Source organism: Salinisphaera sp. Q1T1-3 (genome assembly GCF_003602005.1).
Taxonomy (GTDB): domain Bacteria; phylum Pseudomonadota; class Gammaproteobacteria; order Nevskiales; family Salinisphaeraceae; genus Salinisphaera.
Genome location: NZ_QZWD01000012.1, coordinates 53014 through 67895, shown reverse-complemented (window position 1 = coordinate 67895; position 14882 = coordinate 53014). Strand labels below are relative to the sequence as shown.

General features: G+C 65.2%; 10 protein-coding genes. 8 read left to right on the top strand and 2 right to left on the bottom strand.

Features of this window, described 5'->3' with window-relative positions; all coding sequences use genetic code 11:
• Nucleotides 1-67: 67 nt before the first annotated feature.
• From D3260_RS12015 to D3260_RS11990, 6 genes are all read left to right on the top strand, one after another.
• Complete coding sequence (locus tag D3260_RS12015; RefSeq protein WP_120098847.1) at nucleotides 68-1828, top strand: bifunctional diguanylate cyclase/phosphodiesterase; 1761 nt, start codon at nucleotides 68-70, stop codon at nucleotides 1826-1828.
• On the top strand, nucleotides 1828-3381 hold the full coding sequence (locus D3260_RS12010) for an ATP-binding protein (RefSeq protein WP_120098846.1): 1554 nt from the start codon (nucleotides 1828-1830) through the stop codon (nucleotides 3379-3381). The genes D3260_RS12015 and D3260_RS12010 overlap by 1 nt, the downstream gene beginning before the upstream one ends.
• Nucleotides 3378-3878 (top strand): dihydrofolate reductase, encoded by a 501-nt coding sequence (locus D3260_RS12005; protein ID WP_120098845.1) that lies wholly within the window; start codon nucleotides 3378-3380, stop codon nucleotides 3876-3878. The genes D3260_RS12010 and D3260_RS12005 overlap by 4 nt, the downstream gene beginning before the upstream one ends.
• 68 nt (nucleotides 3879-3946) lie before the next feature.
• Entirely contained in the window at nucleotides 3947-4213 is a 267-nt protein-coding gene (locus tag D3260_RS12000) for an acyl-CoA-binding protein (protein ID WP_120098900.1), read from the top strand.
• A gap of 304 nt (nucleotides 4214-4517) precedes the next feature.
• Nucleotides 4518-5372, top strand: coding sequence for an NAD-dependent protein deacetylase (locus D3260_RS11995; protein ID WP_120098844.1), 855 nt, complete (start codon nucleotides 4518-4520; stop codon nucleotides 5370-5372).
• An 82-nt stretch (nucleotides 5373-5454) separates the two neighbouring features.
• The gene (locus D3260_RS11990; protein ID WP_120098843.1) at nucleotides 5455-6681 is read left to right on the top strand and encodes an acetyl-CoA carboxylase biotin carboxylase subunit family protein; all 1227 of its coding nucleotides are present in this window, start codon (nucleotides 5455-5457) and stop codon (nucleotides 6679-6681) included.
• 63 nt (nucleotides 6682-6744) lie between these two features.
• On the opposite strand, the gene D3260_RS17525 is transcribed toward D3260_RS11990, so the two are convergent.
• Nucleotides 6745-8742, bottom strand: coding sequence for a hypothetical protein (locus D3260_RS17525; protein ID WP_158583520.1), 1998 nt, complete (start codon nucleotides 8740-8742; stop codon nucleotides 6745-6747).
• Nucleotides 8743-8876: 134 nt separating this feature from the next.
• On the bottom strand, nucleotides 8877-9248 hold the full coding sequence (locus D3260_RS11980; RefSeq protein ID WP_120098842.1) for a hypothetical protein: 372 nt from the start codon (nucleotides 9246-9248) through the stop codon (nucleotides 8877-8879).
• Nucleotides 9249-9322: 74 nt separating this feature from the next.
• Here D3260_RS11980 and maiA point away from each other — a divergent pair, with 74 nt between their 5' ends.
• Complete coding sequence (maiA, locus tag D3260_RS11975) at nucleotides 9323-9976, top strand: maleylacetoacetate isomerase (protein ID WP_120098841.1); 654 nt, start codon at nucleotides 9323-9325, stop codon at nucleotides 9974-9976.
• A gap of 87 nt (nucleotides 9977-10063) precedes the next feature.
• Entirely contained in the window at nucleotides 10064-14863 is a 4800-nt protein-coding gene (locus D3260_RS11970; protein ID WP_120098840.1) for an NAD-glutamate dehydrogenase, read from the top strand.
• Nucleotides 14864-14882: the final 19 nt, after the last annotated feature.

Sequence of the window (14882 nt, the reverse complement as noted above, 5' to 3'; positions counted from 1 at the left end):
TTGTGGACGTCTTGGGCTCGGCTTGCGCTAGACTTCACGGCATGGCGTCTAAACCCTAGTACGCGCGGTGGAAAACAGAAAAGTCTCGATTCGTGTTCTCGTCGTCGAGGATGAGGAGCTGGACCGCGAGCGGGTGGTACGACTGCTCGGCGGGATCCCCGATACGGCCTATGCGTTGACGTTCGCGCACGACAGCGTTGAAGCTGAAGCAGAGCTCGCGCGGGCAAGCCACGATATCTGCCTGCTCGATTATCGACTCGGCGCCGCCACCGGGCTGGATGTGCTCAAAAGTGCCGCGTGTCAGTTGTTCGCCGGCCCGGTCGTTGTCTTGACCGGGAACGACGACCGGGCGATCGATCTGGCCGTCATGCATGCCGGTGCCACCGATTTCGTTTCCAAGGATGCGCTGACGAGCGTGAGGCTCGAGCGCGTCATCCGGTATGCGCTGGCCCATTGTGCGAGCCAGCGACGCTTCGAGTATCTGGCCGACCATGATCAGGTCACGGGGCTTTTGAACCGGCGTGCCATCGAGCAGCACATCGCAAAGCGGGTGAGCGCGGGCTCGAACGCGGCGTTGACGGCAAAGCCATTCACCGTCGTCTATCTGGATCTCGACGGTTTCAAGGGCATCAACGATTCGCTCGGCCACGCCGTGGGTGACCGTGCTCTGGTCATCGCCGCTCAGCGGCTGCGGGCGGGTTTCGGCGAGCGGGCGGTTCTGGGGCGGGTTGGTGGCGATGAGTTTCTCGCCGTTCTCGATGAAACCGATCGACTGGCCGTGGATTCGATGCTCGCGCGCACGCTATCGCGCATTCGCGAGCCGATGGCCATCGCTGCGCATCGGGTTCAGCTCAGCAGTTCGATCGGGGTGGCGCGCCACCCCGAAGATGCCGGCGATGGCAGCCATCTCATCGCCCATGCCGATGCGGCGATGTACGCGGCCAAGCGGGCAGGGCGCGACCGTTATCGCTGGTTCGCCAGCAGTACTCAGGCCCAGGCCGGGGCCGAATCCTTGACGCTTGGTAACGAGCTGCGGCGCGCTTTGGCACGCGAAGAGCTTTATCTCGTCTATCAACCGCAGTTCGCGCTTGGTACCGGACGGATCGTCGGCCTCGAGGCGCTGGTCCGCTGGCAGCATCCGAGGCTCGGGGCGCTGGCGCCGACGCGATTCATCGCGTTGGCCGCGGCCCGGGGGTTTCTCGGTCTTCTCAGCGATTGGGTGCTCGAAGCCGCCTGTCGTCAATATCAGGCATGGCGCGATTACGGCCTGATCGAGCCGGATGTCGTGCTGGGCGTCAATATGCCCTCGGAGCTGATCACGGGCGGTACTCTGGTGGATAGCGTCCAGCGCGTGGTCACCAGGCGTGGTATTCCGCGTTCGTGTCTCGCGCTCGAGTTTCGCCAGGCGGCGGTCGCCCCGGGCAATCCGGCTTTCGACAGTGCAGCGAGTGCACTCCAGGCGCTCGGCGTGGGTGTGGTGATCGACAATGTCTGTTGTGGTGATTCATCGCTGACAGCGCTGCACGGGCGTCCCGCGGATGCGCTCAAGATCGATCTCGGATGTCTGCGCGGCCTGGATCAGGATCCGCGCGATCAGGCCATGGCCCGATCAGTGATTTCGCTGGGGACCAGATTGGGCATGCGCGTAGTCGCCAACGGTGTCGAAAATGCGTGCCAGGCACGGTTTCTGGCAGACAATCACTGCGATTTCGCCCAGGGATTCCTCTACGCGCCCGGTCTCGCCACGCCGGACATGACCGAGCTGTTGGCCGGTGATATGCCGAATCCTCTGCAAGCGCGCAACGGGCATGTCTGTCTCGCCCGCTGATGGTCACCGAGCAGCACAAAGACAACGCCGACGAGGCCGTCACCGGCCGTGCGCCCGCGGAGACGAACGACGGATTTGCCCGGCGTGCGCTCAAGCGCCTGCTGGCCGACGAAGCGGCGGTGGCCCTGTGCGGCCTGGCGCTCGACGGGCGTATCCGGATCTGGCATGAAAGCGCCGAGCGACTGCTCGGCCATCCGGCGCACGATGTCGAAGGTCGCCGGCTCGATCATCTGGCGCCAGCCAGCGATCGACGCCTGCAGGCGTTGCCGCGTGCGTTGTTCGCGGCCTCGGCCGCCGACGGTGCATCGCTGGATCTGGCACTAATCGGGCGCGACGGACGTCTGACGAGCTGTCGTCTCGAGATCAGCGCACAGGATGAGCACTGTCCGGGCTTTACGGTACTCATTCGGGATATAGGCCACCAGGTTGACGGACTGTCCACGCCGCCCGGCGCCGAGACGCGGGCCGCGCATCGCGCGAATCTGGCGCTGATCGGCGGCGAACCGGGCTGGATCGGGCTGAGCCTGGAGGCCGAGATTCAGCACATCAGCCCGCACGGCGCCGCCGCGTTGCAGATCCAGGCGCGCGAATGGATCGCCTGCGAGATCAGCGAGCTTCTCGTGCCCACCGACGCGCCGGACTGGCACACGCTGTTGCATCGTGCGGTCCGGACAGCGCGGCCGCAGACCGTGCAGATCGCGCGCGTGGATGCCGGTGAAGCCGCCCTGGCATGGTCGGCGACGGTGGTCGCATTGGTCGATGAACAGACGGGGGAGCCGGTTGGTTTCACGCTCGCCTTCGCCAGTCGCACGTCACATGCCGACCGGCGCACGGCGCCTGCGGCCGGCGATACGCTGTCGCCGGAACGTGCGTGGTTCAATGCTGCCGTCCACGATCTGCGCGAGCCGTTGCGGCGAATGCGCGACTATGTCGATATGCTGCGCGATTTCTCGGCCGAACCCGGACTCGGTGAGTATCTGTCGCGTATCGACGGGCTGGCCGAGCGCATGCAGCATAATGTCACAGGCGTGTTGCGACTGGCGCGGGTCGACCGAACGAGTTTCCTGCCCGAGCGTGTCGATCTGGACGCGCTCATCGCGGGCGTCCGGGACGATCTGGCCGTGCTCGTCGGTGAAAACGATGCCATCATCAACACCCAGACGCTGGGCAGCGTCACCGGCGACGAGGCCCAGCTGCGGATACTGTTCCGCAATCTGATCGATAACAGCATCCGTTATCGGCGTGCCGAGACCGCCCCGCAAATCGAGATTCGCGCGGTGGCAGCAGATCAGACGTCGGACAACGCCGACCTCGTATTGCGGTATCGCGATAACGGGCGCGGGTTCGCGGAATCCCGAAACGCGCCGACCGACGCCCGGGCGGTGAGCATCGAGGGCAGTGGCATCGGACTCGATCTGGCACGTCGCATCGCGCGACGGCATCGCGGTGATCTGGTGCTGTCGGACACCGGGCCGCAGGGCACGACGTTCCTCATTTCATTGTGCGATGCCGCCGCCGACAGCACACCGACCGAAAGTGACGCCGAGACATGACGAGACCCCGCCTGACACTGATCGCCGCCATCGCCGACAACGGTGTGATCGGGGCCGATGGCGGCATGCCGTGGCACATTCCCGGTGATCTGCCACGATTCAAGCGCCTGACGCTCGATAAGCCCGTGCTCATGGGGCGGCGAACCCACGAGTCGATCGGCAAGGCCTTGCCGCGACGCCATAATATCGTGATGTCGCGTCGTCCAAGGCCGCCCGAGTCGAACGGCGTGACCTGGGTGAGCGATCTCGACCGGGCGATGGTCGCGGCCGGGCCGGTGCCCGAGATCATGGTCATGGGCGGGGCGGAGATCTATGCCCAGGCCCTGCCGTACGCCGATCGCATGGAGTTGACGCATATCGCGGCCGAGTACGACGGTGATACGCGGTTCCCGGACGTGGACTGGTCGGTGTGGGAGGCGATCGCGACCGAAGCCGTGGCCGCCACCGAGCAGGCCCCGGCCCATCGTTTTGTGACGTGGACGCGCGGCGGCCGGTAGACTGCGAAACGGCGCGATCGACCGGTCATCGCGTCCCGGTTTGACTGATAATGAACAAGGAGCATCAGATGGCCGATCTCAAGGCGGACTTCGAACAGGCGCAGACGGATGTCGAGACGCTGAGCAAGCGTCCGAGCAACGACGACCTCCTGGCGCTCTACGCGCACTACAAACAGGCCAACGAAGGCGACGTCAGCGGCAAACGCCCCGGTATGACGGATTTCAAGGGTCGCGCCAAGTACGATGCCTGGGCCAAGCTCAAGGGCATGAGCCGGGATACCGCCATGCAAGGCTATATCGACAAGGTCAATCAGCTCCGCGACGCCGACGCTTAATCGAAACGCCGGCACGCGCCATCGTGATTTCGCGACCGGGGCGCCTTGCCGTGACGAGACATCGAACAGGCGCGCCGCGGCGCGACCGTGCATCGCCCGCGGCGGATGCGTCGTATGTTCAGCACGTTCTGAAGGCGCTTCTGCCCGCAATCCCTATGCCGCCAATCCCCGATAACGCCATCGAATGCATTGGCGCCGGCGTCGAATCGATCTCGTCCGGGCCGGTGAGGACATGTCGACACGTCATGTGGCTCGTCGTCGCGCCGGGCTCTAAAACGGCGGCTTTTGCGGCGCTGGATCCGGCATGAACGGTTGTCTCTCGGAAGCGACCGATCCGCTCGATACGCCGCACGATGTTGCGATGGTCCGGGCGTTCATCGCCTCGCACCGACGTCTTTTCGTCTTGACCGGGGCCGGCCTGAGCACGGGATCCGGCATCCCCGACTATCGCGATCGTCAGGGCGGCTGGAAAGGCGCCAGTCCGATTCAGCATCAGGCATTTGTCCAGCAGCTCGCCAAGCGGCGACGTTACTGGGCGCGCAGCATGGCGGGCTGGCCGCCGGTGGCGCGGGCCAGGCCGAATATCGGTCATCGTGCGCTGGCACGGCTGGGCCATGCCGGGCGTATCGGGCTGTTGGTGACCCAGAACGTGGACGGCCTGCATCAGGCCGCCGGCAGCACCAGCGTGGTCGATCTGCATGGCAGACTCGATCGCGTCGTGTGCCTGGATTGCGGTACACGGGTGCATCGCAACGAGGTGCAGTCCACACTCATCGAGACCAACGCCGGCTGGCTGACCGATGCCGAAGCGATTCGGCCAGACGGCGACATCGAGCTCGGCGACGTGGACTACGACCGTTTTTCGGTGCCGCCATGTCCGATGTGCGGTGGCGTCCTCAAGCCGGACGTGGTCTTTTTCGGCGGGGCGGTGCCACGGTCGCGGGTCGAACGGGCATGGGCCGGCCTGGCGGCCTCGGATGCGGTCCTGGTCGCCGGTTCCTCGTTGATGGTCTGGTCCGGTTTTCGTTTCGTGCGCGAGGCAGCGGCCCGAGGGCTGCCGGTCATGGCGATCAATCGCGGCCATACACGGGCGGATGGGCTGCTCAGTGCCAAGATCGACAACGATTGCACCCAGGTGCTCGATCAGGCGATCGATTGATTCGACGCCGCGAATCACCCGCCGTTTCGGTTTTTCCGGGTTGTGCTAGAGTCCATGGGACACTGGTTCCAACGGAGCTGAAATGGCAGACAAGAATTCGGACAAGGGCTATATCGCGCTTCTCGGCTGGGCGATGGGGGCCATCGAGGCCGCCGCGAAATTCGACCGCCGCTATGTAGTGGTGGCGCCCGAATGGGCCGAGGACTACTGCAAGGAACACGATATCCCCTATGTGCCGTGGAATTTCGAGCGGCTCAACGATCGGTCGATGGAAATCGCCGAGACCCTGCGCGAGATGGGGGTGGATGCCGCCGTGCCGCTGTTCGAGGAAGTCGTCGAATGGGCCGGGGCGATCAACGCTGTGCTCATGGACAACCCGCGGCTGCACGGCCAGGCCGTCCTGTTCCGCGACAAGGCACTGATGAAGCGTCGGGCGCAGCTCGGCGGCATTCGTGTCGGTATCTTCGAGGAAGCACACGAAAAGGACGACGTGTATCGTTTCTTCAAGCGCGTCAACCAGACGTTGCTGAAGCTCGACGGTGACGTGGACGATCCGATTCATCTCAAGGCTTTCGACAAGGCCGGATGCCTCGGACATCGCATGATCCGTTCGGCCGAAGAGATCGAACAGATCCCGGACTCCGAATATCCGCTGTTGATGGAAAGCCATCTTGACGGCTGGGAATTCGCTGTCGAAGCCTGGATCTGGAACGGCAAGATCCAGTTCCTGAACATCTCCGAATACGTCACGCTCGGCTATTCGGTGTTCGTGCCGGCCACGCCGGAGCTGGAATCCTGGCGCAATCTGATCACCAAGCAGATCGAACTGTTGATCAAGACATTCGATATCCAGTTCGGTCAGATCCATCCGGAATACTTCGTGACCTCGGACGGCACGATGTACTTCGGTGAAGTGGCCTATCGGCCGCCGGGGTTCAAGGCCTTCGAACTCATCGAGCGGGCCTATGGCTTCAACGCGTATCAGGCCTCGATGCTGGTCTTCGACCCGAAGACGACGCAGGCGGAAGTCGACGCGTTCTTCCCCGAGGAAGTCACCGGTGCCAAGGGATATGCCGGCTGCTTCGGTGTCTATCCGCGCAAGCGAGTCGTCTCCAAGCTCGAGATGCCGACCGAAGTCACGGAACATCCGTACTTCGATTTTCACGAGCTGACCGCGCCGCTGCAGGAGACCGTGACCAAGCGCAACGCCTTTGGTACGCACTGGGGGCTGGTGTTCTTCTTCGGCGACGATCCGCACAAGATGCGCGATCTGCTCAAGCACCAGGAAGAGCTGGACTATTACGTGTAGCCCCAGGCCGTCTGCCCGACGCCGCACCGGCGTCGGGCAGACACCCGGGTCAACGGGCCGGCATCAGTCGGTCAGGCCGAATCGCTGGCCCCAGCCGGCGGCAATCAGACGACGAACCGCCGTCACGTCCCGGTCGGGCACCTCGGCCAGTGTGCCGATTTCCTCTGCCCGATAATGAAAGACGTAGATGCGCGCAGCGAACTGTGCGAAGGGCAGGGATGATTCACCCTCGAACTCGTCGGCGTCGTGTGTGGATGTCAGGATGTCCTGGCCCCAGTTCTGGGCCTTGTCCTGGTTGGGATTGAAGAAATAGACCCGCCAGTCGCCGTCGGGACCGCGCGCCACGCGCTGGATCGCCACGGCGTGCCAGCCGACCCATTGTCCGGTATGTGTCGTCGAGGCAATGCCGCAGGGCTGGGCATAGACCAGTTCGCGCCCGCCGTTGTAAGCCGGATGATAGGCGGCATGGAAGCGACGAATGAACGTCTCGCAATCGGTGATGAGGCCGCCGGCCGGCAGTTCGATCAGTTCGGCGAAGTCCGGCAGCACCCACCAGCCGTGCAGTTCGCGATTCACCCATCGATGCCCGTCGCCGACCCGGCCGACGGTGCGACGTCCCATTTCGACGTAGATGCGGTCGATGTGTGGCGTGAGCAGTCGTGAGATCGGATCGAGCTCGGGATGCAGTTCGCGGGCCATGCCGGCTGCAAGATCCGATGCGCGAAGGCTTTGTCCCTCGAAATCCATGACGAGATCGTTGTCGCGCGCCGCGCGTGCGATGAGATCGAGTAGATATCCCGGATCGTTCTGTGCCCACAGGCTGATGGCGCGCGCCGACTGGCAGGTCGGGTTGTGGCCCTGATCGATACCGCGGGGCTGGCCGAGCACCGACAGAGTGCCGGCAAGCAGGCGCGTAGTCGGCGCGACGTCTGCGGCATCAACCGACGGCGGGTTGCCTTGGCCGAGCACCGCGACACTTTCAGGATGCAGCGTGATGCGCATGAGACGCTGCAGACCGGCCAGAATCGGACGGTCGAACAGGAGACCGGCGTTGAGCAGGCGCGACAGGCCGTAGATCGCGCGTGCCGTGGCCGGCGTGATCGCCGCGATGATGATCGGGGTCAGGCGCTCGCCGTGGGCAGCGAGACTTGCACGACCGACCTCGTCGAGGCCCAGCGCCAGCGGTAGCAGTGCCGGCGCTGTCGCGGTCAGATGATGAATCAGCTGCGCGTGGGCCGGACTGACCAGACCGGTCTCGTTCATGGCAGCGCCGAATACGCCGGCCTCGGCGGTCAGCTGGTCGTGATCGCAATCGGCCAGCGCGGCGGCGTAATCGGCTTCGGCATGGGCCTGGGCGAGCGCGCTCGGGCCCTTCAAGGCGGCAAGCCAGTGTCGGGCGATGCCCTGGATGGCGACATCCGCGATACCCGCGGCCAACGCCTGATCGGCGGCTCGCAAGAGCGCGTCGGCGCGCTGGGCACGCACCGGACGCTCGGTCATCACCCGGCTGACCTCGTCGAGCAGGTCACCGATGATCGCGCCGGCGCCCAGCCGCGCCAGTAGAAAATCGAACAGCACGCGAATGCGCTCGGCATCGATCGCTGCGCGTTCCCGCTCCTGTTCGGTTGCAACAGGAAAGGCCAGATCGAGATTGGCTGCCAGCACCTGGCGCAGGAACGCCCGGGCCTCCTCGGCTGTCAGGACGGCAGCCGCGTCGCGGCCGTCGGCGATCGCCAGCATGCGCAGCTCGCTCAGGCATTCGAGGACTGCCGTGTCGCCGCCGGCGCGTAGGGTGGGGCCGACCAGCCCGGGCACCAGGCCGGCCGGATCTGCCCAGTCGCTGCCGTCGAAGACACCGGCCGGCCCCAGGCGTTCGGCATGACGATAAAGCGCGGTGATGCCGGCTTCGCTCTTGAGCAGTCGGGCGGCATGGCCGAGCAGCTGCATGACGTGTGTGAACTTCGAGAACGCCGGCGCCTGCTCGAGTCGGTGGAGTGTCCGCTCGAAATCATCGATGAATCGATCGATGTGTGCGGCACCGGGGGACGAGGCATGGGACAAGGACGACTCCGGCGGCGATGTCGCGGGACAAATATCTACGGATGAGGCTAACACGGGCCGACGCCCGCGGACGCTGTCGTCGCATCGGCCGTGGGGTCTGTTGACCCGACCCGCGCGGATCGGGTCAACAGACCCTAGACTGGCATGGGCCGGCGATCGGCGAACGCGACGATGCCCCGCACGAAACGATAGAAGCACCAGATCCAGAGCACGAAATAGCCGAGCAACCCGATCCCGATGGGCGAGAGGATCAGACAGACCGCGCTCCAGAGCATCGTGAACCAGAAGGTACGCATCTGCCAGCGATGATGGGTCCAGGGCCCGCCGTGGCGGCGCAGCTCGCCAAGCTTGATGTGATTGACGATCACCCCGGCCACCGCCGTGATGAAGAAGAAACAGCCGAGCCCGTAGAGCACGTAGGTAACGAGCAATACGTTACGTTCGCTGTCGCTGCCGGCATCGTCGGACATCGCGTCGTCGTCGGTTCGGTCCAGTTCCTGGCTCATGGCGTATCTCTCGTCTGTTGTCGCGCTGCGTTTGCTAAGCTTTTCGGCCTGTTTCCGTCGTCATCCGGATCGTCATGCTCAAGCTGTTCACGCATCACCGCAGCGTTTCGGCGCACCGCGTACGCATCGCCCTCAATTGTAAAGGTGTGGCCTACGAATCGATTTTCACGGGGCTGGACGGTGCCGCTGCGGATCGTCAGTCATTTCGCCGAATCAACCCGGAAGGGCTGATCCCGGCGTTGTGGGTCGATGACGATCTGGTGATCTCACAGTCCTCGGCGATCCTGGAATATCTCGAAGAACGTTATCCGGAGCGGCCGCTCCTGCACGGCGATATCGGCCAGCGCGCCCGGATCCGGTCGTTCGCCCAGATCGCCATCGCCGATACCCATCCGCTCAACAATCTGCGGGTGCTGCGTTACCTGCGCGACGAGATGGACGTGGCCTACGATCATCGCCGTGCCTGGTTCGAGCACTGGCTGCATGCCGCCTTCGGGCCGATGGAATCACTGCTGGCCGACCAGCCGGCGGGCGAACATTCGTTCTGTTTCTCGGCGCGACCGAGTCTCGCCGATGTGTGCCTGGTGCCGCAGATCTCCATGGCCGAGCGGTACGGCGTGCGGCTGGATGCCTACCCGACGCTGCGCCGCGTGTATCGGGCCTGCCTGTCGCTGGCGGCATTCCAGGCCGCGGCCCCGGATACACAGAGCGACAGTCATAACGACTGACCATCTTTGGTCGATAACCGGACGGCGTGTCTTGTTTCGCGCACGGGCCCGGCGTAACGTCGCCGCAGAGCCCGATCGTTGTCCGTGATGAACACCCAGACCGCTGCCGTGATCGCCCAGGTACGAGCGCTCGTGAGCGAAGACGAGACCCTCGCCGATCGTCAGGCGATGAGCGATTTTGTCGAGACCTGCCTCGACGGTGTGCCGGCCGAGGCACTCCGTGTGCGTTCGGTCGAGCGTCTCTATGCAGCGCTGCGAGCCCACTACGAACTGCTGGTCGAGCCACGCCCGAGCGGCACGCGACGAGTCGCCCTTGAAGCCATCGACGACCCGACCTCGGCCTGCGATACAGCCCTGCTGACGGTCGCCGACGACATGGCGTTTCTCGTCGATACGGTCGCACTGGCCGTGCGTGAAACCGGTGCCGAGATCGACTGGATCATGCATCCGGTGCTGCGTATCGCCCGCGACGACGAGGCACGGCCCGTTCGGATCGGGCCGGCCGGGGCCGAACGCGCGGCCGGCAACGAAGAATCGTTGATCCGGCTCGAATTCGCCGCACCGGCGGGGCTGGACCACGAAGCGTTGATTGCGCAGGTGGAATCCAGCCTGGCCGATCTGGCTTGCGTGGTCGCCGATTGGCATCCGATGCGGCGCAAGCTCCAGACCGTCATCGACGAACTCGAACACGCGGCCAGCGGGATCGATCGCGAAGAACGCGTCGAGACCCAGGCGTTCATCTCCTGGCTGGCCGACGACCATTTCACGCTGCTCGGTTATCGCGGCCGCGAGATCGAAGCCGACGACACCGGCGAGGCGATGATCGATGTGCCCGGCACAAGCCTCGGGTTGCTGCGCGACGACCGCCCCGGACTCGACCCGGACGGCTATGTGGCCCCGGCTGGCGTACTCGACGAATACACCCAGTCCTCGCGTCTTCTGGTCATCACCAAGGCGAACCGGCATTCGTGGATACACCATCCGGAGACCATGGATGTCGTGGCGATCAAGCGGCTCGACGCCACGGGCAACGTGATCGGCGCCCATCGGTTTCTCGGGCTGTTCTCGGGCGAGGCGTACCGGGCGAGCCCGCGGGACATCCCGGTGCTGCGGCGCAAGATCGGCCACGTCATGGCACGCGCAGCGCTGCGGCCGCGCTCGCATGCGGCCAAGAGCCTGCGTTACATCCTCGAGACCTTCCCGCGCGACGAGCTGCTCCAGGCCAGTGACAACGAGCTCTACGACACGGTGCTCGGCGTGCTCAACATGCGCGAGACCGAGCGGCTCCGGCTGTTTCTGCGCCGTGACCGGTACCGCCGTTTCTATTCGGCGATCGTCTATATTCCGCGCGAGCGCTATACGGTGTCGTTGCGCATGCAGATCGAGCAGGCACTCGAACGCCAGCTCGACGGCCGCGTTCAGGACGCCGACGCTGATTTCCTGCGGGGCGCGGTCGTCCGTCTGCTGTTCCAGATCGCCACGGACGAGACCGCCGATTCGGTCGATGTCGATGCCGTCGAGGCGGCGCTGGTGGCCACGACCCGTGCCTGGCCCGATCGATTCGCCGCCGCCGCCCGCGCGGCGGGAACCTCCATGCCGGCCTATGCCAATGCCTTCGAGGCCGCCTATCGTGATCGCACGTCGGCGGATGCCGCCGTGGCCGATGCACAGCTGCTCGCCGGGCTGGATGCCGAGTCGGTGCCGGTGCTGGCGGCGATGCCGCCCTCCGAGGCCGGGGCATTGACGCTCAAGCTGTACGGCAGCGGCCCGGAACCGGCGTTGTCGCAGGTGCTGCCGGTGTTCGAGCATTTCGGCCTGTCGGTGATCAACCAGCATCCGTTCTCGATCAATCGCCCGGGTTTCGCGCCGCAGTGGATACACGAATTCGAGGCACGCCACGATCAGGCCGCCATGCTGGCCGAGCCGGCCCGGCGCGAGGCGCTGGCTGCCACGTTCGCTGACATCATGGCCGGACGTGCCGAGGACGACACGCTGAGCCGGCTGGTCATCGATGCCGGATTCTCGCCCCGGCAGGTCGTGCTGGTCCGGACCATCACGCGCTATCTGCTGCAGACCGAACTGCCGTTCTCACCGGTATATATCGGCGATCGTCTGGCCGAGCAGGCGCCGCTTGTCGGACGTCTGGTCCAGTTGTTCGAGCTGCGCTTCGACCCGGACCAGGCCCGTTCGCAGGCGGGCGAAAACGCGGCCCATGAAGCCATCGCCCACGAACTCGACGCGATCGCCAGCCTGGATACCGATCGTGTACTGCGTGCGTTCTATGCCGTGGTTCGGGCCATACTCCGGACCAACTACTTTCAGCGTGACGCACAGGGGCGGCCGAAGCCCTACGTCTCGATCAAGCTCGATTCCAGTGCCCTGCTGGAATTGCCCGAGCCGCGGCCCTGGGTCGAAACGTTCGTCTATGGACCGGACGTCGAAGGCGTGCACCTGCGCGGCGGACCCGTGGCACGCGGCGGTCTGCGCTGGTCCGATCGACGCGAGGATTTCCGCACCGAAGTGCTGGGACTCATGAAGGCCCAGATGGTCAAGAATGCCGTCATCGTCCCGGTGGGGGCCAAGGGCGGCTTCGTGTTGAAGAACCTGCCGGCCGATATCGACCGCGAAACGCGTGCCACACGCGGCATCGCCGGCTATCGCGTCTTCATCCGTGGTTTGCTGGATATCACCGACAACCGCGTCGGCGATGCCGTTGTCACACCGGACCGGGTGGTCGCCCACGACGGTGAGGATCCATACCTGGTGGTGGCCGCGGACAAGGGCACCGCGACCTTTTCCGACATCGCCAATGCCCTGTCCGCGGAATACGATTTCTGGCTCGACGATGCATTCGCCTCGGGCGGTTCGGCCGGCTATGACCACAAGGCGATGGGCATCACCGCGCGCGGCGCCTGGGAGGGGGTGAAACGACATTTCCGCGAGCTGGGGCGGGATGTCCAGAGCGAGCCGTTCTCGGTGGTCGCGGTCGGCGACATGGGCGGCGATGTGTTCGGTAACGGCATGCTCGCCTCGGAGCAGATCCGGCTGGTCGCTGCATTCAATCATCTGCATATCTTCATCGATCCGGATCCCGATCCGGGGGCCAGCTACGCCGAGCGACAGCGATTGTTCAAGGGCCCGGCCTCGAGCTGGCGGGATTACGACACCCAGCTCATTTCGCGCGGCGGCGGCGTGTACGATCGCAGCGCCAAGACCATCGAGTTGTCCGCCGAAGCCCGTGCCGCGCTCGGCATCACGGCCGATCGGTTGAGCCCCAACGCGTTGATCAGCGCGATCCTGGCGGCCCCGGTCGACCTGCTGTGGAACGGCGGGATCGGCACCTACGTCAAGGCCAGCCACGAGTCGCACGCCCAGGTCGGAGACCGGGCGAATGACGCATTGCGTATCGACGGGCGCGATCTGCGCGCCCAGGTGGTCGGCGAGGGCGGCAATCTGGGGCTCACGCAGGCCGGGCGCATTGAGTATGCCCTGGCCGGTGGCCGCATCAACACCGATGCGATCGACAACTCGGGCGGGGTGGATTCCTCCGATCTGGAAGTCAATATCAAGATCGCACTGGGCACGGCCGAGGCCGCCGGGCGTATCGATCGGGCCTCGCGCAATACACTGCTGGCCGAGATGACGCCGGACGTGATCTCGCTCGTATTACGCACCAATTATCTGCAGACCCAGCAGATCAGCCTCATGGAGGCCGAGACCGTCGCGCGCTTCGACGAGCAGGTCAGTTTCCTGCGGGCACTGGAGCGTGACGGGCGCCTGGATCGGCGCCTTGAGAATCTGCCGGACGACGAGACGATCGAGCTGCGCACGCGCGAGCGCGTCGGCCTGACCCGGCCGGAGATCGCGGTGCTGATCTCCTACAACAAGATCGCGCTGGCCGATGCCGCGCTCGATGCCGGCGTGGCCGACGATCCCGGGCTCGAGCAATGGTTGCTGGACGGTCTGCCGGACCAGCTCGTCGCGCGTTTTCCCGAGGCGGTCAAATCCCATCGGCTGCGCCGCGAGCTCATTGCGACACTGGTGACCAATCAGATGGTCGACCGGCTGGGCATTGCCAGCGCACACCGGTTGCCCGCGGGCTTCGGCACGCGCATGGAGGCTGCCGTGCGGGGTTATGTGCTGGCCGACGGCTGGCTCGACGGCGAATCGCTGTTCAGTACGATCGATGCGTTGGACAACCGGATTCCGACGGAGGCGCAGTATCGCGCGCATCGCATCGTCATCGCGCTGCTCAAGCATGCCATGAACTGGTGGTTGTCGACGCCCGGCATCGACGGCGACATCGGCACGCTGCTGGCGCGTTATCAGGCCGGCGCCCGTGGTTTGCTCGCCGATCTGCCGGACTATCTGGCCGGTGCCTATCGTGAGCGCTGGGAGCAGAGTGTCGAGACCTGGCAGGCAATCGGCGTCGAAAGCCCGGTCGCCCGGCGAATCGCCGCGGCCGATGTCGGCGGCGGCATCATGGACATCGTCTCGCTGGCCGAGGAACGCGGCGTGGCGGCCACTGACGTCGCCTCGATCTTCTACCAGCTTGGCGATGAACTCGGTGTGCCGTGGCTGCAGGAGGCGATCCATCAGCTGCCGGCCAACAGCCGCTGGCCGGCACTGGCCCGCATGAGCCTGCGCGGCGACAGCTATCGGATTCATCAGCGGATCGTCGATCAGGTCCTGTCCGAGGGCGGGCCGCGACCACTCGATACCTGGCGTGAGACCAATCGCCAGACCTACGATTTCATTCAAGCCCGGCTTGCCGAACTACAGGCGATCGCCAACCCCGGGCACGAACATCTGGCCGTCGTGGTCCGGGATCTGGCGCGCCTGACCCAATCCGGGCGTACCAGCCTCAGCGGCGCTGCCCAGACTTGACTCGACGGGGCTGCGTCGG